General features: G+C 70.3%; 15 protein-coding genes and 1 pseudogene. 10 read left to right on the top strand and 6 right to left on the bottom strand.

Translation table 11 applies throughout. The features are described 5' to 3' along the window. Positions 1–59 precede the first annotated feature (59 nt). The 4 genes from FRZ03_RS32420 to FRZ03_RS32405 all read left to right on the top strand — a co-directional run bounded on the left by FRZ03_RS32420 (position 60) and on the right by FRZ03_RS32405 (position 4,917). Entirely contained in the window at positions 60–1,646 is a 1,587-nt protein-coding gene (locus FRZ03_RS32420; protein WP_186785742.1) for an MFS transporter, read from the top strand. Positions 1,647–1,749: 103 nt separating this feature from the next. Then, on the top strand, positions 1,750–2,385 hold the full coding sequence (locus FRZ03_RS32415) for a TetR/AcrR family transcriptional regulator (RefSeq protein ID WP_186785741.1): 636 nt from the start codon (positions 1,750–1,752) through the stop codon (positions 2,383–2,385). Between the two features lie 258 nt (positions 2,386–2,643). Then, a complete protein-coding gene (locus FRZ03_RS32410; protein ID WP_398661605.1) occupies positions 2,644–3,612 on the top strand; it encodes an endonuclease/exonuclease/phosphatase family protein in 969 nt (322 codons plus the stop codon). A gap of 90 nt (positions 3,613–3,702) precedes the next feature. Continuing rightward, entirely contained in the window at positions 3,703–4,917 is a 1,215-nt protein-coding gene (locus tag FRZ03_RS32405; RefSeq protein WP_146468631.1) for an MFS transporter, read from the top strand. Positions 4,918–4,994: 77 nt separating this feature from the next. Here the strand turns inward: FRZ03_RS32405 and FRZ03_RS32400 are convergent, their stop codons facing one another. The 3 genes from FRZ03_RS32400 to FRZ03_RS39540 form a co-directional block, all read right to left on the bottom strand. Then, on the bottom strand, positions 4,995–5,468 hold the full coding sequence (locus FRZ03_RS32400; protein WP_146468630.1) for an RICIN domain-containing protein: 474 nt from the start codon (positions 5,466–5,468) through the stop codon (positions 4,995–4,997). A 157-nt stretch (positions 5,469–5,625) separates the two neighbouring features. After that, complete coding sequence (locus FRZ03_RS32395) at positions 5,626–6,033, bottom strand: ATP-binding protein (protein WP_186785740.1); 408 nt, start codon at positions 6,031–6,033, stop codon at positions 5,626–5,628. Then, positions 6,030–6,251, bottom strand: coding sequence for a hypothetical protein (locus tag FRZ03_RS39540; RefSeq protein WP_186785739.1), 222 nt, complete (start codon positions 6,249–6,251; stop codon positions 6,030–6,032). Before FRZ03_RS39540 ends, FRZ03_RS32395 begins: the two co-directional genes overlap by 4 nt. Positions 6,252–6,414: 163 nt before the next feature. Here FRZ03_RS39540 and FRZ03_RS32390 point away from each other — a divergent pair, with 163 nt between their 5' ends. From FRZ03_RS32390 to FRZ03_RS40710, 6 genes are all read left to right on the top strand, one after another. Next, positions 6,415–7,245, top strand: coding sequence for a helix-turn-helix domain-containing protein (locus FRZ03_RS32390; RefSeq protein WP_146468629.1), 831 nt, complete (start codon positions 6,415–6,417; stop codon positions 7,243–7,245). Continuing rightward, the gene (locus FRZ03_RS32385; RefSeq protein ID WP_261399432.1) at positions 7,238–7,492 is read left to right on the top strand and encodes a DUF397 domain-containing protein; all 255 of its coding nucleotides are present in this window, start codon (positions 7,238–7,240) and stop codon (positions 7,490–7,492) included. Before FRZ03_RS32390 ends, FRZ03_RS32385 begins: the two co-directional genes overlap by 8 nt. Before the next feature lie 281 nt (positions 7,493–7,773). After that, positions 7,774–8,334 (top strand): hypothetical protein, encoded by a 561-nt coding sequence (locus FRZ03_RS32380; protein ID WP_146468627.1) that lies wholly within the window; start codon positions 7,774–7,776, stop codon positions 8,332–8,334. 179 nt (positions 8,335–8,513) lie between these two features. Beyond that, entirely contained in the window at positions 8,514–8,930 is a 417-nt protein-coding gene (locus FRZ03_RS32375; protein WP_146468626.1) for a hypothetical protein, read from the top strand. Between the two features lie 805 nt (positions 8,931–9,735). Then, positions 9,736–15,879, top strand: a complete 6,144-nt coding sequence (locus FRZ03_RS32370) for a DNRLRE domain-containing protein (protein ID WP_464862701.1) — start codon at positions 9,736–9,738, stop codon at positions 15,877–15,879. A 77-nt stretch (positions 15,880–15,956) separates the two neighbouring features. Then, positions 15,957–16,082, top strand: a complete 126-nt coding sequence (locus tag FRZ03_RS40710) for a hypothetical protein (RefSeq protein WP_261399431.1) — start codon at positions 15,957–15,959, stop codon at positions 16,080–16,082. A 154-nt stretch (positions 16,083–16,236) separates the two neighbouring features. Here the strand turns inward: FRZ03_RS40710 and FRZ03_RS32365 are convergent, their stop codons facing one another. From FRZ03_RS32365 to FRZ03_RS32355, 3 genes and pseudogenes are all read right to left on the bottom strand, one after another. Next, positions 16,237–18,192, bottom strand: coding sequence for a S53 family peptidase (locus tag FRZ03_RS32365; RefSeq protein ID WP_146468625.1), 1,956 nt, complete (start codon positions 18,190–18,192; stop codon positions 16,237–16,239). Between the two features lie 237 nt (positions 18,193–18,429). Continuing rightward, positions 18,430–19,065, bottom strand: coding sequence for a DUF305 domain-containing protein (locus FRZ03_RS32360; protein WP_146468624.1), 636 nt, complete (start codon positions 19,063–19,065; stop codon positions 18,430–18,432). After that, positions 19,062–19,760, bottom strand: a pseudogene (locus tag FRZ03_RS32355) (DUF3105 domain-containing protein). The gene FRZ03_RS32360 and the pseudogene FRZ03_RS32355 overlap by 4 nt, the downstream one beginning before the upstream one ends. Positions 19,761–19,842: the final 82 nt, after the last annotated feature.

Here is a 19,842-nt window from a genome sequence, read left to right as displayed (position 1 = left end):
CGGCAAATTAATTAAGATACGAGACGGTTCCGTATCGGAATCCGATTAGGCTCGAACACATGACTACTTCCGTCCCTGCCTCCCGGATACCCGAGGCGGTGCACCGCCGCCGCTGGGCCATCCTCGGCGTGCTGATGCTGAGCCTGCTCATCGTGGTGCTCGACAACTCGATCCTGAACGTCGCCATCAAGACCATCTCCACCCCGGCCCCGACCGGCCTGGGTGCCACGCAGAGCCAGATCGAGTGGGCGATCAACGCCTACACGCTCGTCTTCGCGGGCCTGCTGTTCACCGCCGGACTCATCGGCGACCGCCTCGGCCGCAAGAAGGTGCTGCTCGGCGGCATCGCCCTGTTCGGCATCGGCTCCGCCCTCGCCGCCGAGTCCGGCTCCCCGGGCCAGCTGATCGCCTACCGCGCCCTGATGGCCCTCGGTGCCGCCTTCGTCATGCCGGCCACCCTCGCCGTCCTGATGAACGTCTTCGAGCGCGACGAGCAGCCCAAGGCCATCGGTATCTGGGCGGGCGGCGTCGGCCTCGCCATCGCCATCGGCCCGATCACCGGCGGCGCCCTGCTCGACCACTTCTGGTGGGGCTCGGTCTTCTTCATCAACGTGCCGATCGTGATCATCGCGCTCGGCCTGATGCTCTGGCTGGTCCCCGACTCGCGCGACCCGAACCCGGGCCGTCTGGACCCGATCGGCGTCGTCCTGTCCGTCGTCGGCCTGGTGCTGCTGGTCTACGGCATCATCAAGGGCGGCCAGCTGGCCGACTTCACCGACCCGACCGTGCTCGCCACGATCGCCGGCGGCGTCGTCGTGCTCGCCGCCTTCGTCGTCTTCGAGAAGCGCAGCGACCACCCGTCGCTGGACGTCAGCTACTTCAAGAACAAGGTGTTCTCGGCCGCCATGGCCGCCATCGCGCTGGTCTTCTTCGCGCTGATGGGCGTCACCTTCTTCTCGGTCTTCTACACCCAGAGCGTGCGCGGTTACTCGCCGCTCAAGTCCGGCCTGCTGATGCTGCCGCTGGCCGCCGCGCAGATGATCTTCGCGCCGCGCGCCCGCCTGGTGGTCCAGCGGTTCGGCAACAGGGCCACCACCACCGTCGGCCTGGTGGTGATCGCGGGCACGCTCGCGACCTTCGCCACCTTCGACGCCGACACCCCGATCTGGCTGCTGGAGGTCATCTTCTTCCTGATGGGCGCCGGCATGGCGCACATCATGACGCCGACCTCGGTCGTCATCATGCAGGCGCTGCCCCGCGAGAAGGCCGGTTCCGCCTCCGCGCTGAGCAACACCTTCCGCCAGGTCGGCGGCGCCCTCGGCATCGCCGTCCTCGGCTCGGTGCTCGCCACCGCCTACCGCAACGGCATCGAGGACAAGCTGACGCCGCTGCCCGCCGCCCTGCGCGACAAGGCCGGCGACTCCATCGAGGCCACCCTCGGCATCGCCGAGAAGCTCGGCCCCCAGGGCAAGCTCCTGGTCGGCCCGGCCGCCGACGCCTTCCTGCACGCCATGCACGTCACGGCCCTGTGGGGCACCGGCGTCGCCCTGATCGGCGCCCTGGTCACGGCCCTGTTCCTGCCGGGCAGGCCGCAGCCGGACGAACAGCAGAACGAGGAAGCGGAACTGGTCGCCGCGCTGGACTGAGGCGCCGGCCACCCGGCCGACGAACCGGTGTCCACCGAGGCTCCACGGGGGGAGGAGGCGGCTGCGGGAGAATTCCCGCAGCACACCGAGAGGACGGAATGACGTGAGCCTTGCCGACAACCAGCCGGGCGCGGCCGGCCCCGCCCGGGGCCGGCCCCGCAGCGAGGCCGTGGAACAGGCCATCCTGGAAGGCGTGATGCAGCTCCTGGAGGACGGCGTACCGCTCGCCGAACTCTCCATCGAGCGCATCGCCCGCACGGCAGGGGTCGGCAAGGCCACCATCTACCGCCGCTGGAGCGGCAAGGAGGAGCTGTTCGTCGACGTCCTGCGCGCCGCCGAACCGCCCGACCCCGAGCTCCCCGGCACCTCCATGCGCGACGACCTGATCGTCCTGCTGGAGTCCCTGCGCAGGCGCGGCCTGGTCAGCCGCGCCTCCGCGATCCTGCACAACGTCTACGTGCAGATGAAGTCCAGCCCCCGGATCTGGGCGGCCTACCACGCGAGCGTCGTCGCGCCCCGCCGTGCCCTGATGCTGGAGGTGCTCCGGCGCGGGCAGCGCGACGGCGAGCTGCGCGAGGACATCGACCTGGAACTGGCCAACGACATGTTCGTCGGCGCCATGCTGGTGCGCACCACCATGCGCCCCCAGGGCGACCTCCCCGAGGACCTGGCGGAGCGGATCGTGGACGCGACCCTCGCAGGACTACGGCCCGTCAGCTCCGGTACGACATCGCACTAATGTGCCCGTTCTGTCACAGACACCCGCCACCACGCGCCCGACCGGAACTCCCCGGCACCACCCGTTCGTCCTCGTCTTGCGTACGGCCGTCATGGGACGGTGGAACGGAGCCGGTCATCCCCTAGGGTCGGACCCAGGGGGCGAACGGTGTGCACGGCAGGCAGTGAGGCAGACGGTATGGCGCAACAGGCGTACATGACGGAGACGGCTGACGGCGGCTCGGGGCCCGAACGCCCGGGGTCCCGGCTGCGGCGCCTGATGCACCGTCTGCTGGCCCCCTGGCGGGGCGACCCGGGCATCTGGCGCCGGGGCGCCGTGCTCACCGGGATCACCCTGCTCCTCGCACTGGTGATGCTGCTGCACGCGCACGTCCCGAACACCGTGGGCAACCTGGGCAGCCTCACCGAGACCTTCCTGCCCTGGCTCGGCGTGTTCGTGCCGGTCCTGCTGCTGCTCGGCCTGTGGCGGAAGTCGGCGATCACGCTCATCGCCGTGCTCCTCCCGGCGATCGTCTGGCTCAACCTCTTCGGCGGGCTGCTCACCGACAAGTCGAACGGCGGCGGCGATCTGATGGTGGCCACGCACAACGTCAACGCGGACAACCCCGACCCGGCGGGCACCGCGCGTGAGGTGGCCTCCTCGGGCGCCGACGTCCTCGCGCTGGAGGAGGTGCCCGCCGCGAAGGTGCCGGTCTACGAGCGGGCGCTCGCGCCGACGTACAAGTACCACGCGGTCGAGGGCACGGTCGGGCTGTGGAGCAAGTACCCGATGAGCGGCGTGCGGGCCGTGGACATCAAGCTCGGCTGGAAGCGGGCGATGCGGGCCACCGTGGCCACGCCCGAGGGCCCGGTCGCGGTGTACGTCGCCCACATGCCCTCGGTCCGGGTGAAGCTCAAGGCCGGGTTCACCGCGCGGCAGCGGGACACCAGCGCCGACGCGCTCGGCGAGGCCGTCGCCGACGAGACGCTGCCGCGGGTCATCCTGCTCGGCGACCTCAACGGTACGATGAACGACCGCTCGCTCAACGGCGTCACCTCCCAGCTGCGCTCCACGCAGGGCGCGGCGGGCAGCGGGTTCGGCTTCAGCTGGCCGGCGTCGTTCCCGATGGCACGCATCGACCAGATCATGGTCAAGGGCGTGGCGCCGGAGAGCAGCTGGTCGCTGCCGCGCACGGGCAGCGACCACCTTCCGGTGGCGGCCCGTGTGAACCTGGACACGCGCTCGTAACCTGCCGGAATAGCGGGCCTGGGAGACTTTGTTCATCAGCTGAACAATTCAGCTGCTCCCCCTTCGCTTTTGAAAGGCACAGGCCCCTCCATGCCCCTGGCCCTGCTCGCCCTGGCCGTCGGCGCTTTCGGTATCGGCACCACCGAGTTCGTGATGATGGGGCTGCTCCCCGATGTCGCGGACGACCTCCACATCTCCATCCCGTCCGCCGGCCACCTGGTCTCGGCGTACGCGCTGGGCGTCGTCATCGGCGCCCCGCTGCTGGCCGCCGCCACGGCCCGGATGTCCCGGCGCACCGTCCTGATCGCGCTGATGGCGCTGTTCGTGGCGGGCAACGCGCTGTCGGCGTTCGCCCCCGGCAACGGCTCCCTGCTGGCGGCCCGCTTCGTCAGCGGACTGCCGCACGGGGCGTTCTTCGGGGTGGGCGCGGTCGTCGCGACGAACATGGTCCCGCCGGAGCGCAAGGCCCGCTCGGTGTCGCTGATGTTCCTCGGCCTGACGGTCGCCAACATCGCGGGCGTCCCGGCGGCCACGCTGATGGGCCAGCACCTGGGGTGGCGGGCGACGTTCCTGGGGGTGAGCGCGATCGGCCTGGTGGCGATCGCCTCCCTGGCCTTCCTGATCCCGCGCGACCACACGCACGCCCCCTCGACGGGCCTGCGCGGTGAACTGGCCGCGCTGCGGTCCCTGCCCGTGTGGCTGGCCCTCGGCACGACGGTGGCGGGCTTCGGCGCGCTGTTCGCTGCCTACAGCTATGTGACGCCGATGCTGACCGGGGCGGCGGGGTACGCCGAGACGAGCGTGACCCTGCTGCTGGCACTGTTCGGCGTGGGCGCGACGGCGGGCAACCTGCTGGGCGGCCGGCTGGCGGACCACTCGCTGCGCGGCACGCTCTTCGGCGGCCTGGGCTCGCTCGTGGTGGTCCTCGCCCTGTTCCCGCTGCTGATGCGGACGGAGTGGAGCGCGGCGCTGGCGGTGACGCTGCTGGGCACGGCGGCGTTCGTGACGGGCTCGCCCCTCCAGCTGATGGTGATGGAGAAGGCCTCGGCCGCTCCCTCCCTGACCTCCTCCGCCAACCAGGCCGCCTTCAACCTGGCCAACGCGGGCGGCGCCTGGGTGGGCGGGCTCGCCCTGGCCGCGGGCTGGGGCACGACGTCCCCGGCGCTCACCGGGGCGGGGCTCGCGGTGCTGGGCCTCGGCGTGGCCGGAGCGGCGTACGCGGTGGACCGCCGCCGGGTGGCTCCGCCGGTGGGACGGGTGGTCGCCACGCACGTGCCCGAGGGCTCGAACGCGCTGCACCACTGACGCCCGCCGCCCGCCCGTTCCCCCGAAGGCCCGCCCGGACATCGGCCGCGGAGTCCGGGCGGGCCGCTCTCGGTGGATCAGGCGTAGGTCAGGCTGATCTGCCGGCCGTTGACCGTCCAGTGCTGTCCGCGGTCGAAGCCGTCGCAGGGCCGGGTGCGGACCTCGGGGGTGTTCCAGGTGTTGGCGAGGCAGTAGCCGGACGCGTAGGTGAGCCTGATCATGTCACCGTCGATGGTCCAGTGCTGGCCGCGGTCGAAGCCGTCGCAGGGCCGGGTGCGGACCTCGGGGGTGTTCCAGGTGTTGGCGAGGCAGTAGCCGGACGCGTAGGTGAGCCTGATCATGTCACCGTCGATGGTCCAGTGCTGGCCGCGGTCGAAGCTGTCGCACGGCCGGGTGCGGACTTCCGGGGTGTTCCACGTGTTGGCGAGACAGTAGTTGCCCGCGCGGGCGTGGGAGCCCGGTTCCGCGGCCGTCGCGCTGACGGCCGGCAGGAACGAGGCCGTCAGCGCGACGATCACCGCGGCGACGGTCCTGCGCAGTCCGAGGGTCATGGGGCATCACCTTTCACACCGGCGGGTTGAGCGACCCACGGGCTGGGCCGATGCGTTGCTTTCCAACCCATCGGGTGACAAACGGTGACACGCGCCATGTCACCCGGACGGCCCACAAATGCCATTCGGTCGTGTGACCCCCCGCCGCCCCTCCGGCTCACCTCACGAAGGCCCCGCACCGGTCGGCCAGGTCGGCCGGCTCCCGGTCCGGCACCAGTTCGCACCAGACCGTCTTGCCGCCCGGCCCCTGCTCCACCCCCCATCTGTCCGCCAGCGCGGAGACGAGGACCAGTCCCCGCCCGCACTCCGCCGTCTCCGCCGCCGACAGCACGGTGGGCGTTCCGCGCGGGTCCGGGTCCGTCACCTCGACGCGGACCCGGCCCGGCTCGTTCGCGCCGAGCACCCTGATCCTGACCGGCGTTCCCTCGCCCACGTGCTCGACGACGTTGGTCAGCAGTTCGGTCGCGCACAGGCGGACGTCGTAGCCGTACTCCCGCAGCCGCAGTCGTACTTCGGGTACGGCCTTCGGCGTCGCCCGTACGCGCAGTTCGACGGGCCGCGTCACTCGCCCGCCGCCTTCCTGAGCACGGCGGCGAGCGCCCGTGCCGTGGTCATGTTGCAGTTGCCCAGCGCGACGAGCCCCGTGGTCTCCCCGTACCGGGCCGCGAAGCTCGGCAGGTGGAGGGTGAGGGACGGCAGCGTGATGCCGTGCAGGGCGAGGGCGGCGCGCAGCTCCTCTACGCAGAGGGTGACGTCGTAGGGCGTGGGGGAGTGGTCCGACATGGGGTTGCTCTGCCTTCTGTGCGTTGCGTGACGAACACCTCACAGAGTGTCGCCCGGTTCGCTACCGTGGAAGCGGTTTCGCGTCCACGACGCGAACGGCGGAATCAGCACGGTGAGTTACGGCGGTGAGCGCGTGGTTCGGCGTAAGGACATCGACGGCTCGATGAGCGTCCCGACCTTCTACGGCAAGGAGCTGCGGTGGAAGCGGGAGGCGGCGGGCCTGTCGCTGGAGGCGTTCCTGGAGAGCAGCTTCTACGGCAAGTCCTACCTCAGCGACATCGAGCACGGCCAGCGCCGGATGCCACTCGACCTGGCCCGGCACGCGGACCGGGTGCTGGGGACGGACGGGTTCTTCGAGAGGCATTGCGAGGATGTGCGGAAGGCGAGGAAGGGCAGCCACGCCGAGTACTTCGCGGATGTACTTGAGCTGGAGAAACAGGCGGTGGAGATCGAGGAGTGGGATCCGATGCTGATTCCGGGGCCGCTCCAACTGGAGCCGTACATCAGGGCCGTGATTCTCTCCGCGTACCCCTCGGAGTCCGAGGAAGTGCTCGCGGCCAAGGTAGCCGACCGACGCGCTCGGGCCTGGCTCTTCGAGGACACGGCTTCGCCGGAGAGCTGGGTGGTGCTGCACGAGTCGGTCCTTTGGCAACCGTTCCTTCCCCCGGATGAGATGGCGGAGCAGTTGGCCCACCTGGTGGAGGTGATGCGTAAGCGCCGCGCGTTTCCGCAAATCGTGCCGCGGAATATGGGTCCCCACCCGTTCATGATGGGGATGTCGAGGTTCCTGACCTTCCGTGATGCCCCTCCGCTCATGTACACCGAGGGGATGTACCACGGGCAGTTGATCGATGACCCGGGACTCGTGAAGCAATACTCAAGGGCATACGGTCGTCTGAGGGCCGCCGCACTGGACCCCGTGACGTCCCTGAGACTCATCGAGCAAGCAGCTGAGGACTACCGAAATGGCAAGCATCCCGGTCGACTTGAGTAACGCCCTCTGGCGCAAGTCCACCTACAGCAACGGAGACGGCGGCCACTGCGTCGAGGTCGCCAGTGACTTCCCCGGTGCCGCTCTCTGGTTCAAGAGCAGCTACAGCAACGAAAGCGGCGGCAACTGCCTCGAAGTCGCCGACGACATCCCCGGCCTCGTCCCCGTCCGGGACTCCAAGGTCCCTCACGGTCCCGCCCTCCTCCTCTCCGCCACCGCCTGGGCCCCCTTCGTCGCCTCGCTGAAGTAGAAGGCGTCCGGGGTGCGTCCGGGTGCCTCCCTGGCCGGTCGAGGGCACGCAGACCATCGCTTTTTGTGATCGAGGCGTTGCGCTGGGTAGTGTCCCGTGTGTGATTTCCAAGGGGCGGCACCAGGACGGGGATGTCGCGGCAGCCCTGGAACGGGCGAAGCGGGCCGGGTGTCAGGTGGTACCGGACAAGAACGGACACCGATGGGGCTGGGTGGTGTGCTGTTAGGCGAACGGATCGATCGTTTCGTCCGGGAGCACCAGCACTGAAAGGACCCGCCGCCGTGCCAGAGTGGAGCTTCACCCTCCTGGTCAACCAGCCTCTCACCGCCGAGCAGGCGGATGTCTTCGACCACTGTGATGCCTTCGCGGACGGGTCCGTCTCCTACACACTGGGCCCCGAGAACCCAGGAGACTTCGCGCGTGTTCCGGATGCGAGCGCGCTGAGAGAACTGTCGTGCGACATCGACGCTCCGACGCTCCTGGACGCCGTCGCCCAAGTGGCCCGCGACCTCCGACTCGTTCCCGGCCTGCGGGCGGTCGGTGTCCGGTACGACGACATCGTGACCCTGGAGGAGGCCACCCGGCGCTCCGGACGGGAGTTGTCCCGGCGGCAGGAGGCGTCCGCCGGGTTTCCGGCCCCCGAACCGGGCGTGGGGGGAACGGAGTTCTACTCCTGGCGCAAGATCGCCGCATGGCTGGCCCGCCTCGGCGACGACGTGCCCGAGACGCCCCCGGACCTCCGCGTCGCCGATCTGGCCCTTCGCCTGGCCGATGCCCTCGAAGCCGTCGACGTACCTCCGGGCGTGCTGCGTGCCCTGGGGCTCCCGCTCCCCGCCACCTGAGCCGTGCCTCCCGTCCCGGTGGGCACTCGGGGGGTTTGGCAGGGTTTCGTAAAGACGCCGGTCGGGACCCAACCCGACCCACCGGCCCACCCGTCTGAAGGACCAGCGAGGCGCAATCGGGCGCTTTGGGATCGAAGCGGGTCTCGCCGGACGCCGGGGGACCCAGGGGAGGGAAGCCCATGAACGGGACGAAGAAGACGAGGGCGCGGGGCGTCCGGGCGGCCGTGATCGGCGCGCTGGGCCTGGCCGCGGTGACGCTGGCCGCCGTGCCGGCGTTCGCCAAGGGCGACGTGGACATCGCCGCGCCCCGGACGGCACACGTCGGCAAGACCTTCACCATCACGGCGCACGGCGACGACGACAGCGCCGGCCACCTGCACCAGCTGTGCCTGGAGGAGCGCACGGGCAAGCAGCCGTGGCACCAGGAGACCTGCAGCGCCGTGGTCGGCGGCGAGGCCCGGGTCACCGCGCACGGCTCCGCCGCACACCGCGGCGACCTGCAATTCCGTGCGGTGCTGTACGGCCTGACCAGCAAGCACGACCACCACCCCGTGCGGCTGCACGCCTCCGAGGTCGTCACGGTCCGCGTCCGCTGAGTCCGGCCGCGCGGCGGTGAACCGGCCACCGGTCGCGGCGAGAGCGCACCGGTGGCCGCGCCCCCACCAGGGTCTCGGCGTCGACCACCCGCCGGGTTCCGGCGCCCGGCGGGGCGAGACGTATCCGCGGGCGCCGGACGGACTGGGGGCTGATCCAGACACGGTCGTCTCGGTGGCCGGATCGGCACCGTACTGGAGGTGCGGTCCGGCCCCGCCCGGCGCACCGAGACGGCCGGCCGTGCGCTTGAGCAGCGGCGACGTGGCGGCTCCCGGCCGTCCGGCAGCTTCGGCGTACCCCGCGCCCCCGGCGACCGCGGCCGCCTCCGCGCGGTCCAGCCGGTCAGCACTTCTCTTCGCGAAGTCGACATCAAATCGGCTTCGAGTAAAGGAAGTTGATCACGGCACACGGAATTCTCCTCCGCTGACGCCGGTGGAGCGCTACGGAGCGAGCGCGGTCGCGCGTCGCGCCTCCGGAAAGGCCGCTTCCGGTCCACGCGGGGAAGGCCACCGGGGCGCCCGAATGATCATCGTGAAGGCGTAGTTCGCGGTTCCCGCAAGTCGTACGCCAGCCATTCACGGGCACCGGAATAGTTCCCGCCGCTCCGCAAAGATCTCGCCAAGATTCAAGCGACCGGCACGCGAGACGGACCCGGATGGCCTCTCTCTTACCTTTTCCGGCATTCGTCCTTGACGTGTTCACACTTATGCTCACCCCTCGATCTTTCACAGGTTCCTCACAAGGAGGTTGAGGGTGCGTCAGCACACACCCCCGTCACCCAGATGGAGACGGGGGCCTTTCCGAAGAGTGGCCGCGCCCATAGCCGGCACGCTCGCCCTGGCCGTGTCCGTCTCGCTCCTCGACGGGAGCGAGACCGCCTTCGCCGCACCGCCTGTCCAGTCCCCGGCAGCGGTCGCCAAGGCCAAGAAGCACTGGGCGACGCAGGCGGCCGATCTGCCGTCGGCCCGCGTGGCCGCCCGGCTGTCGGGCAAGCGGGTCGAGGCGCTGTCGGAGCGCACCGAGACGTCCACGACGTGGGTCAACCCCAACGGGTCGCTGACCACGGAGCTGTCGGCCGGACCGGTGCGGTTCAGGCGCGGCGGGAAGTGGGTCGGTGTCGACCTGGATCTCACGGCCCGTGCCGACGGATCGGTCGCGCCCGCGGCCCACCCGGAAGGCCTGGTCCTGGGCGGCAAGGGCGGTTCCAGGCCCGCGTCCATCAAGGCGGCGGGCAAGGCCGCGCCCCGCACCCTGGTCACTCTCGGCCAGGGGCAGGAGCAGGTCGCTCTCCAGTGGAAGGGCGGCCTGCCCGCACCGGTCCTCAACGGGCCGAAGGCCACCTACCGTGACGCGGTACCCGGCGCGGACGTGGTGGTGGAGGCCACCCGGTCCGGCTTCGAGCAGTACGTCGACGTCAAGCAGCGCCCCGCCGCCGACGGTTACGCCTACACCATGCCGCTGCGGGCCAAGGGCCTGAAGGCCAAGCAACTGGCCGACGGCAGCGTGCTGTTCACCGACCGGAAGACGGGCAGGAAGCGGGCGGTGATGCCCGCCCCGGTGATGTGGGACGCCACCGTCGACAAACGCTCCGGCGAGCACACCCACCGGGCCAAGGTCGGCCTGAAGGCCGTCCAGCACGGCTCGGACATCGACCTGGTCTTCACCCCGGACGCGAAGTTCCTCGCCGACAAGGCGACGAAGTTCCCGGTCACCGTCGACCCGTCCACCTCCTCGCTGTCCAACGTCTTCGACACCTACGTCCAGCAGGGCGAGACGGTCGACTGGTCCGCCGACACCGAGCTGGACTGGGGCAACCCGGGCACCAAGAACGCCGACGGCACCCCGCGCACCGCGCAGACCTTCATCTCCTGGAACACCACGCCGATCCAGGACGCACTGGTCTCCAGCGCCAAGCTGAGCCTGTGGAACTTCCACTCGGGCAACACCGACTGCAAGGCCTACCCGTGGGAGGTGTGGTCCTCCCCGGCCGCCACCACCTCCAGCCGGTGGACCAACCGGCCGACGATGACGGCGCAGAAGGCCGTCTCCACGGAGACCACGGGCAACTCCGGGTGTCCCACCCAGCCCGACGGCTGGATCAACGCCGATGTGACCGCGCTGACGCAGGAGTGGGCCTCGGCCAAGGCCACCCGCGGGAACATGGGCATCCGCGCCTCGAACGAGTCGGCGGTCGAGCAGTGGAAGCGGGTCAACTCCGCCAACGCGGCCAGCAACCCGCCCAAGCTGACGGTGACGTACAACTACCGGCCCAAGACCGGCACCGACCGGCAGGCCGGCGCGCCGTTCTTCAAGGACTCCTCGGGCACCTGGTACGTCAACACCACCACCCCGACCCTGCGCGACACCTTCACCGACGTCAACAACGACAAGGTCGACGGCACCTTCCAGATCTACGATGCCGCCACCAACGCGCAGGTCGGCAACGTCCTGGTCTCCCCGTACGTGCCGAGCGGACAGCCCGCCTCCGTCAAGGTCCCGGCCGGCGTCCTGACCAACGGCAAGACGTACAAGTTCCGCACCAACCCCTACGACGGCACCCACTACAACCTCGACTGGTCCGCCTGGACCACCTTCACCGTCGACACCTCCGCCCCCTCCGCGCCCGCATCGGTGACCTCCACCGACTACCCCACCGACCAGTGGGTCAAGGGCGCCGGACAGGCGGGCAAGTTCACCGTCACCCCGCCGTCCGGCGACCAGAACGGCATCGAGTGGTCCCTGGACGGCGTGACCTGGACCAAGGTCGCCACCTCCGGCACCACCCCGGTCACCTTCTCCGTCACCCCGGCCAAGGCGGGCACCAACACCTTGCAGGTGCGGGCCACCGACAAGGCGGAGAACAAGTCCGAGCCGGTGTCCTACACCTTCCACGTCGGACCGGGCGGCGTCACCGCACCCGACGACGGCACCCGCACCGCCGCCCGCGTCCCGCTGACCGCGGAGGCCGACGGCTCCAAGTACGACAAGGTCACCTTCTCCTGGCGCCGCGGTGACGCCGACACCTGGGCGCCGATCCCGGCCGGTGACGTCACCAACTCCGGGCAGCCGCTCACCTCGTGGCCGCTGGCCCTGAGCGGCGGGAAGAGCCCGAAGCTGACCTGGAACGCGACCTCGAGCGTCGACCCGGACGGCAGCGTGCAGGTCAGGGCCGACTTCACCGGTCCCAACAGCGCGTCCACCTCGTCGGACCCGATCAGCGTGATCGTGGACCGCTCCGCGGACGGCGCGGCCACCGCCGACGTCGGGCCGGGTTCGGTGAACCTGCTCACCGGTGACTACACCCTCTCCGGCACCGATGCCTCGTTCTTCGGCATGACGGTGTCCCGCACCGCCTCCTCGCGCACCCCGGACGCGGGTGCCAAGCAGGAGGGCCAGGCGCCGGTCTTCGGCAAGGAGTGGCTGTCCGGCACCACCGCCGAGACCGTCGACTCCGACTACACGCAGATCGTGAAGACCTCCGGCACCTCACTGGACGTGGCCACCGCGGGGGGCGACACGATCAAGTTCACCGCCAACGCCGCCAAGACCGGCTGGGTGCCCGAGACCGGCTCGGAGGACCTGACCCTCAAGGGCTCCTTCGCCTCCGGGGACTTCACCCTGTCCGACACCGACGGCACGGTGACCACCTTCTCCAAGGTCAGCTCCTCGGCGACCACATGGACGGTGACCAGCTCGCTCGCCGACGGCCTGACCAACTCCACCACCAAGGTGGTCTCCGAAGCCGTCACCTCCGGCGGCAAGACGCTGGCCCGCCCCAAGCGGATCATCGCCTCCACCACCGCCACCACCCTGGCCGCCTGCGAGGCCGACCCGTCGACCAAGGGCTGCCGGGTGCTGGAGTTCGTCTATCCGACGACCACCACCGCCACCGCTTCCTCCTTCGGCGACTTCGCCGGGCAGGTCTCCCAGATCAAGCTGTGGTCCACCGCCCCCGGCGCCTCCGCCGCCACCGCCGTCGCCGTGGCCCAGTACGCCTACGACGACGCCGGCCGGCTGCGCGAACAGTGGGACCCCCGCATCAGCCCCGCGCTGAAGACCGCCTACGCCTACGACAGCGCAGGCCGGGTCACCACGCTCACCCCGCCCGGACAGCTGCCGTGGACGTTCGGCTACGGCAAGGCCGGCTCCAACCCGGCGGCCGGCGACGGCATGCTGCTCAAGGCCTCGCGCCCCACGCTCACCCCGGGCAGCGCGAACCAGACCGACGGCACCGCCACCACCAGCGTCGTCTACGGCGTTCCCCTGAGCGGCAGCGCCGCCCCGGAGAACCTCGGCGCGAGCGCCACCGCGTCCTGGGGCCAGAACGACACCCCGACCGACGCCACCGCCGTCTTCCCCGCCGACCAGGTGCCCGCCTCCAACGACGGGATCAACCTGACCGCCGGCGGCTACACCCGCGCCGGCATCCACTACCTCGACGCCTCCGGCCGCGAGGTGAACACCGTCACGCCCGGGGACCACATCTCGGTCACCGAGTACGACCAGTTCGGCAACAAGGTCCGCTCCCTGACCGCGGGCAACCGCGAACTGGCCCTGGCCGCCACCCAGGCCCAGAAGGACCAGCTCACCGACCTGGGCATCAACGCCCTGTCCTCCGCCGAACGCGCCCAGCTGCTCTCCAGCACCTCGGTCTACAGCGCCGACGGCCAGCGGGAGACCGACGCCTACGAGCCGCTGCACCCGATCACCCTGGCGTCCGACCTCACCAGCGGCACCAGCACCCTCGCCGCGGCCGGCAGCCAGGTCATGGCCCGCCGGCACACGGTCAAGGAGTACGACGCCGGCCGGCCCACCGACGGCACCGCCACGGTCAAGAACCAGGTCACCAAGGAGACCGTCGGCGCCCAGCCGCGTTCCTGGCCCGACCTGCTGGCCGACGCGCGGGTGACCGCCACCGGGTACGACTGGGCCAAGGGCCTGCCCACGACCAGCACCAAGGACCCCGGCGGCCTGGCACTCACCACCACCACCGGCTACGACGACCAGGGCCGGGTCACCAGCACCAGGCTGCCCGCCTCCGCCGGGAACGACGCCGGCACCACGGTGACCAGCTACTACAGCGGTGACGGGGTCGGCACCTGCGGCGGGCGCCCGGAGTGGGCCGACGCGGTCTGCCAGACCGGACCGGCCGCGGCCATCACCGGCGGCGGCTCCAACCCCACCACCCTGCCCACCAAGACCACCCAGTACGACCGGTGGGGCAACCCCACCACCGTCACGGAGACGTCGGGCAGCACCACCCGCACGACCACGACCGGCTACGACGACGCCGGCCGGCAGTCCACGGTCACCGTCACCGGCGGCCTGGGCACCGCTGTCCCCTCGGTGACCACCACCTACGACAGCGCCACCGGCCAGACCGCCAAGCAGATCTCCACCGCCGGCGGCACCATCAGCAAGGCGTACGACCAGCTCGGCCGCCTGATGTCGTACACCGACGCGGACGGGGCGGTCACCACCACCCAGTACGACGCGCTGGACCGGCCCAGCAAGGTCACCGACAGCGTGCCGTCGACCACCACCTACGCCTACGACACATCCATCGACCCCCGCGGTCTGACCACGTCGATCACCGACTCGGTCGCCGGCACCTTCGGCGCCCGCTACGACGCCGACGGCAAGCTGAACAAGGAGACGATGCCCGGCGGTTACACCATGACCGAGGCCAAGGACCCGGACGGCACCGCCACCAGCCGCACCTACACCCGCGACAGCGACGGCACCGTCCTGCTCGCCGACGGCGTCACCGAGACCGCCCAGGGCCAGTGGGCCACCCACGCCGGCACCCCGGGCGTCACAGCCTCCCAGGCCTACGCCTACGACAAGGCCGGACGCCTGTCCCAGGTCCAGGACACCACCCCCGACGCGGTGTGCACCACCCGCGCCTACAGCTTCGACAAGAACACCAACCGCAAGGCCCTCGCCACCTCCGCGGCCACCGTCGGTACCGACTGCACCACCAGCGGGGCCACCACGACCGGTTACACCTATGACAGCGCCGACCGGCTGGTGAACAGCGGCTACACCTACGACGTCTTCGGCCGCACCACCGCCCTGCCCGGCTCGACCATCGGTTACTACACCAACGACCTGGTCCAGCAGCAGACCGCCGGGAACCAGCGCCAGACCTGGACCCTCGACTCGGCCCTGCGCCGCCGCGGCTTCACGACCGAGAGCAACGCCACCGGCACCTGGACCCAGACCGCGTCCAAGCGCAACCACTACGACTCCGACAGCGACAACGTCGGCTGGATCGAGGACACCGCCAACGCGACGGTGACCCGCAGTGTCGAGGGTCTGGACGGCAACCTCGCCGCCATCACCGCCAAGACCGGTGGCGTCGTCCTCACCCTGGCCAACCTGCACGGCGACATCGCCCTGCAACTGCCCGCCGACAGCGGTACCGCGCCGACCGTCCTCGACTTCGACGAGTACGGCAACCCGCGCACCGACCAGCCCGCCACCCGCTACGGCTGGCTCGGCGGCAAACAGCGCTCCAGCGAGACCGTCACCGGTCTCACCCTCATGGGTGTGCGCCTCTACAACCCCGCCACCGGACGCTTCCTGTCCGTCGACCCGGTTCCCGGCGGCTCTGCCAACGCCTACGAGTACTGCAACGGCGATCCCGTCAACTGCTTCGACCTCGACGGGAAGTGGTCCTGGCGCCACTACTACCGGAAGGTGACGAAACGGGTCCACCACTGGGTGCGACGCCACCCGACGGTGCGCCGCGTGTACTACGGCTCCGTCCGCCTGGGCGGCCGCGTGTACCGCAACCACTACGTCCGAGCCTGCACGGTATGGGGCGGAAGCGCAGGTGGCGCGGTCGTCGTCTACGGTTGGTGGGCTGGACCGGTCGACTGGGCCCTGGCCGGGATCACCGGCGGCTTCGGCTGTGCCGGCGGAATGATCGGTTACAGATGGAACTGAGGAGAAGAGGCGGCAGGATGCGCTCCCCGGATCGTAAACCCGACCACATCGGGTCCGTCATCGCTTCCATCGCCGGCGTGGGCAGTATGTATCTGGCCCACCTCGCGATGCCGAGCCTGTCACTCGGCTTCCTGGTCATCCCCGGAATCATCGTCGGGGCGCTGATCGCGATCGCGATACGCAGGCCGTGGAGCGCGAGGTAGCGAACCGACCCGAGCGTGAGTCGCGTGTGACCGGGTGACAGCCACACGGCACCGCGTCGCACCCGGTGACGGGCGGCGGGCAACGCAAAGGGGCGTGAGGTCCGCCAGGACCCCACGCCCCCTTCCGCCGGCCGCTCAGGCCGGCGGAAGCGCGTCAGCGCTGCTTGCCGGCGTTCTTCGTGAACGACTTGACGTAGCCGTCCGCCGGGGAGCCCACGCCCGTCACGTCGTCGTAGCCCTTGGTCGCGGACAGCGAGCTGTCCTTGCCCAGGCTGCGGACGGAGTAGAGCAGGCCCTTGCTGTCGTCCACGCCGTTGGCGTAGTCGACGCGGATGACCGCGAGACCCTGGCCCGTGGGGTTGTCCGTGACGTCGTGGTAGACGCCCTTGTCGCCGGACTTGGCGTAGATCGACGGGTTGGCGAAACCGATCGCCTGCCCGCCGCGCGCCTCCTGGGCCAGGGCCTGGACACCCGCGATGGTCGGCGCGGCCAGCGAGGTGCCGCCGATGCGGTACTCGCTGTACTGCTGCGACCCGTCGGGGAAGGTCTGGGTCTGGCCGACCAGGAAGCCGGTGTTCGGGTCGGCGATGGCCGCGATGTCCGGGACGACGCGGTTGCCGGAGGCGTTGTTCGCCTTGGCGAGCGCGTCCGGGACGACGCCCTTCTGGTAGTACGGCTCGGCGACCGTGCTGCTGGTGCCGCCGCCCGCACCGGAGTTGAAGGTGCCGGGGAAGTTCGTCCAGCTCTTGCCGTCGGCCGACAGGGTCGCCTTCTCGGTGCCCCAGCCGGTCTCCCACAGGTACTTGTCGTCCTTGCCGACCGCGAGGGACGTGCCGCCGACGGCGGTCACCCAGGCGGAGTTGGCCGGCGTGTCGACCTGCTTCACACCGGTGTTGGCGACCTGGTCGCCGTCGTCACCGGAGGAGAAGTAGAAGCCGATGCCCTGCACCGCGCCCAGCTGGAACACCTGGTCGTAGGCGGCCGCGAGGTCCGGCGTCTGGTTGGCCTCGACGTCACCCCACGAGTTGGAGACGATGTCGGCCAGGTGGTTGTCGACCACCTTGCTCAGCGAGTCGAGCAGGTCGTCGTCGTAGCAGGACGCCGCACCGACGTAGGTCACGTCGGCGTCGGGCGCGACCGCGTGCACGGCCTCGACGTCGAGGGTCTCCTCGCCGTACCAGCCGGCGGCACCGCACTCGTCCGTCTTGGTGTACTGGTTCGGCAGCACCTGGTGCAGCTGGCTGGTCTTCCACGCCTTGTCGCCGTTGTTCGCCGCGTACTTGCCGGCGTCGTAGGCGATGGTCGGCGAGGCGTAGGCGTCGGTGATGGCGACGCGGACGCCCTTGCCGGTGTACTTGCCGGCGCCGTAGGCGGCGCGCAGCTGCTTGCCGGTGTAGCCCTTGACGGCGTACGGCTGCTTCTGGCCGTACGCGCTCGGCAGCGTGCTCGCGATGTTGGAGCCGTAGTACGAGGAGAACGGCCCGGCGTTCTTGAACACGGCGCTCGGCGGCGGCAGCGTGTCGTCGTGGTTCGCCTTGTGCGGGGCGCTGTCCAGACCGGTGACGGTCAGGACGGTGCCCTTGAGGGCGGCCGGGACGGAGGCCGTCTGCGCCGGGGCGCGGTAGGTCTTCGAACCCTTGGCGAAGTTGTGCAGCTGGGTGCCGAACGCCTTCTCGGCGGCGGCCACGTCACCGGAGACGGCGACGTAGTGCTGGGTGACCTCGGTGACCTTCAGACCGGACGCCGTCAGCCAGGACTTGACGGCCTCGACCTGGGCCTTGGTGGCGCCGAAGCGGGACTGGGCCTGCTTGGCGCTCAGGTACTTGCCGTACTGGGGCGAGCTGGGGTCGGACACGGCCTTGGCGTAGGCGGCGAGGCCCGACGCGTTCTTGCCGGCGAGGTAGACCCGGGCCTTGACCTGGGCGCCGTTCGAGGTGGCGCCCTTGTCCGCCTTGGCGGTGGCCCACAGCGGCTTGGTGCCCTTCAGTACGTCACGAGCGGGGCTGTCCGCGGCGTGGGCCGCGGGTATGCCCAGCGCCAGCGCACCGGCGATCATGGGCAGTGTCGCTGCCATGCTCACGGCGCGCGTCTTGGCGCGGTTGGATCTCATAGAACCCCCTGCGATGCGATACGCATGCACGTAGTGGTAGGTGCATCGCGACTCCGTGCGCCGGCCCGCGGCGGTGGTGTCGGCCGGCGAATGGATCACACGATGGGGGCAACTCTGGCCGATGAACCGTTCATGCCAGGGGAACGTAATGGTCAAGAGAAGCTCAAGTAACCGTCACCTGGGGGGATTTGGGCTCTTTTTCCTTACGGCTGCGTTACGAAGCGACTTGTTCCCTGGTCAGGAAAGCGGCTCGGCGCCGCGCTCCTTGAGCATCCCGGCCATCACCTGGAGTTCCGACTGCTGCGCGTCGACCATGCCCTGGGCCAGCCGTTTCTCCACGCCCACGGTGCACTTGGCGACACAGCCCTCCGCCATGTGGATGCCGCCCTTGTGATGGTTCGTCATCAGCTGCAGGTAGAAGACCTCCGCCTGCTTCCCGCTGAGCGTCCGGAGCTTGCTCAGCTGGGTGTCGGTCGCCATGCCGGGCATCAGCGAGCCGTCCTTGGGCGTCACCATGCCGCCCATGCCCATCCAGGTCATCGGCGGATCGGCCGACACCTTGGGCAGCCCCCACAGATCCAGCCAGCCGAGCAGCATCCCGCGCTGGTTGGCCTGCGTCTGCGCGATGTCGTAGGCGAGCCGCCGTACGTCCTCGTCCTTCGTGCGGTCCCGGACGATGTACGACATCTCGACGGCCTGCTGGTGGTGCACGGCCATGTCCCGCGCGAACCCGGCGTCCGCCGAGTCCGCGGCCGGCGTCTTCACCGCCGCCGTGCCGTCACCGGAATCGGCGACCGCGTAGGTGATCCCGCCGGCCGCGACGAGCACCGCCGCCGCGGCCCCCGCCGCCCAGCCGGCGACGCGCCGGCTCACTTCATCACTCCGCCGGTGCAGGAGGCGCCCGGCTCGGGCGTCTGCGGGCCCTGGACGAAGTCCGAGAAGAACTTGTCCACTTCGGGGTCCTTCGCGCTTCTGACGGTCACCTGGTGGCCCCACGCCGACAGGATCAGCGGCGCGGCCTGGCTCTCGTACGGGCTCATCAGCGAGTACGGCGTCTGCTTCACCTTCGCCGCCAGCGCCTCGACATCGGCCTTGCTCGCCTTGTCGGTGTACGTCACCCAGACCGCGCCGTGCTCCAGCGAGTGCACCGCGTTCTCGTCCTGCAACTGCCGGGTTTAGACGTCGCCGTTGCAGTCGGCCCACACCGGGTTGTGGTTGCCGCCGACCGGCGGGTGCATGGGGTACGACACCTTGGTCGTCACATGCGTCCGCGCCAGCGTGCCCTTCCAGGTGCGCACGCCGTCCTTGCCGGTGGTGAAGTGCCCGGAGTCCCCGGAATTCTTGCCGTCGACGTTCTTGCCGTTGTCGCCGGCGGCCGCGGACGAGTCCTTCTTGCCGGACCCGGAGTCCACGAGGGCCACACCGCCGACCACGAGCCCGGCGACGACCACCACGGACGCGCCGATGACCAGCGCCCGGTTGCGGCGCTCGCGGGAGCGCTCGGCGCGGCGCATCTCCTCGATGCGCGCCTTGCGCGCCGCGTTGCTGCTGTTGCTGGCGGAACCCATGAGGCGTTGTCCTTCTGGGGAAAGGGACGGACGGGGGTGGTGGGGCCCGCTGATCGTAATGGCGAGGTGGGTGCCTGCCGTA

The sequence above is a fragment of the Streptomyces misionensis genome, from assembly GCF_007896895.1.
Classification (GTDB): domain Bacteria; phylum Actinomycetota; class Actinomycetes; order Streptomycetales; family Streptomycetaceae; genus Streptomyces; species Streptomyces misionensis_A.
This window is presented reverse-complemented; position numbering and strand designations above follow the sequence as displayed.

Bases quoted from the DNA above. Each gene is read 5' to 3' on its own strand.
- FRZ03_RS32420 (WP_186785742.1), top strand. From the start codon at position 60: ATGACTACTTCCGTCCCTGCCTCCCGGATACCCGAGGCGGTGCACCGC.
- FRZ03_RS32410 (WP_398661605.1), top strand. From the start codon at position 2,644: ATGCACCGTCTGCTGGCCCCCTGGCGGGGCGACCCGGGCATCTGGCGC.
- FRZ03_RS32405 (WP_146468631.1), top strand. From the start codon at position 3,703: ATGCCCCTGGCCCTGCTCGCCCTGGCCGTCGGCGCTTTCGGTATCGGC.
- FRZ03_RS32400 (WP_146468630.1), bottom strand. From the start codon at position 5,468: ATGACCCTCGGACTGCGCAGGACCGTCGCCGCGGTGATCGTCGCGCTG.
- FRZ03_RS39540 (WP_186785739.1), bottom strand. From the start codon at position 6,251: ATGTCGGACCACTCCCCCACGCCCTACGACGTCACCCTCTGCGTAGAG.
- FRZ03_RS32390 (WP_146468629.1), top strand. From the start codon at position 6,415: ATGAGCGTCCCGACCTTCTACGGCAAGGAGCTGCGGTGGAAGCGGGAG.
- FRZ03_RS32375 (WP_146468626.1), top strand. From the start codon at position 8,514: ATGAACGGGACGAAGAAGACGAGGGCGCGGGGCGTCCGGGCGGCCGTG.
- FRZ03_RS32365 (WP_146468625.1), bottom strand. From the start codon at position 18,192: ATGAGATCCAACCGCGCCAAGACGCGCGCCGTGAGCATGGCAGCGACA.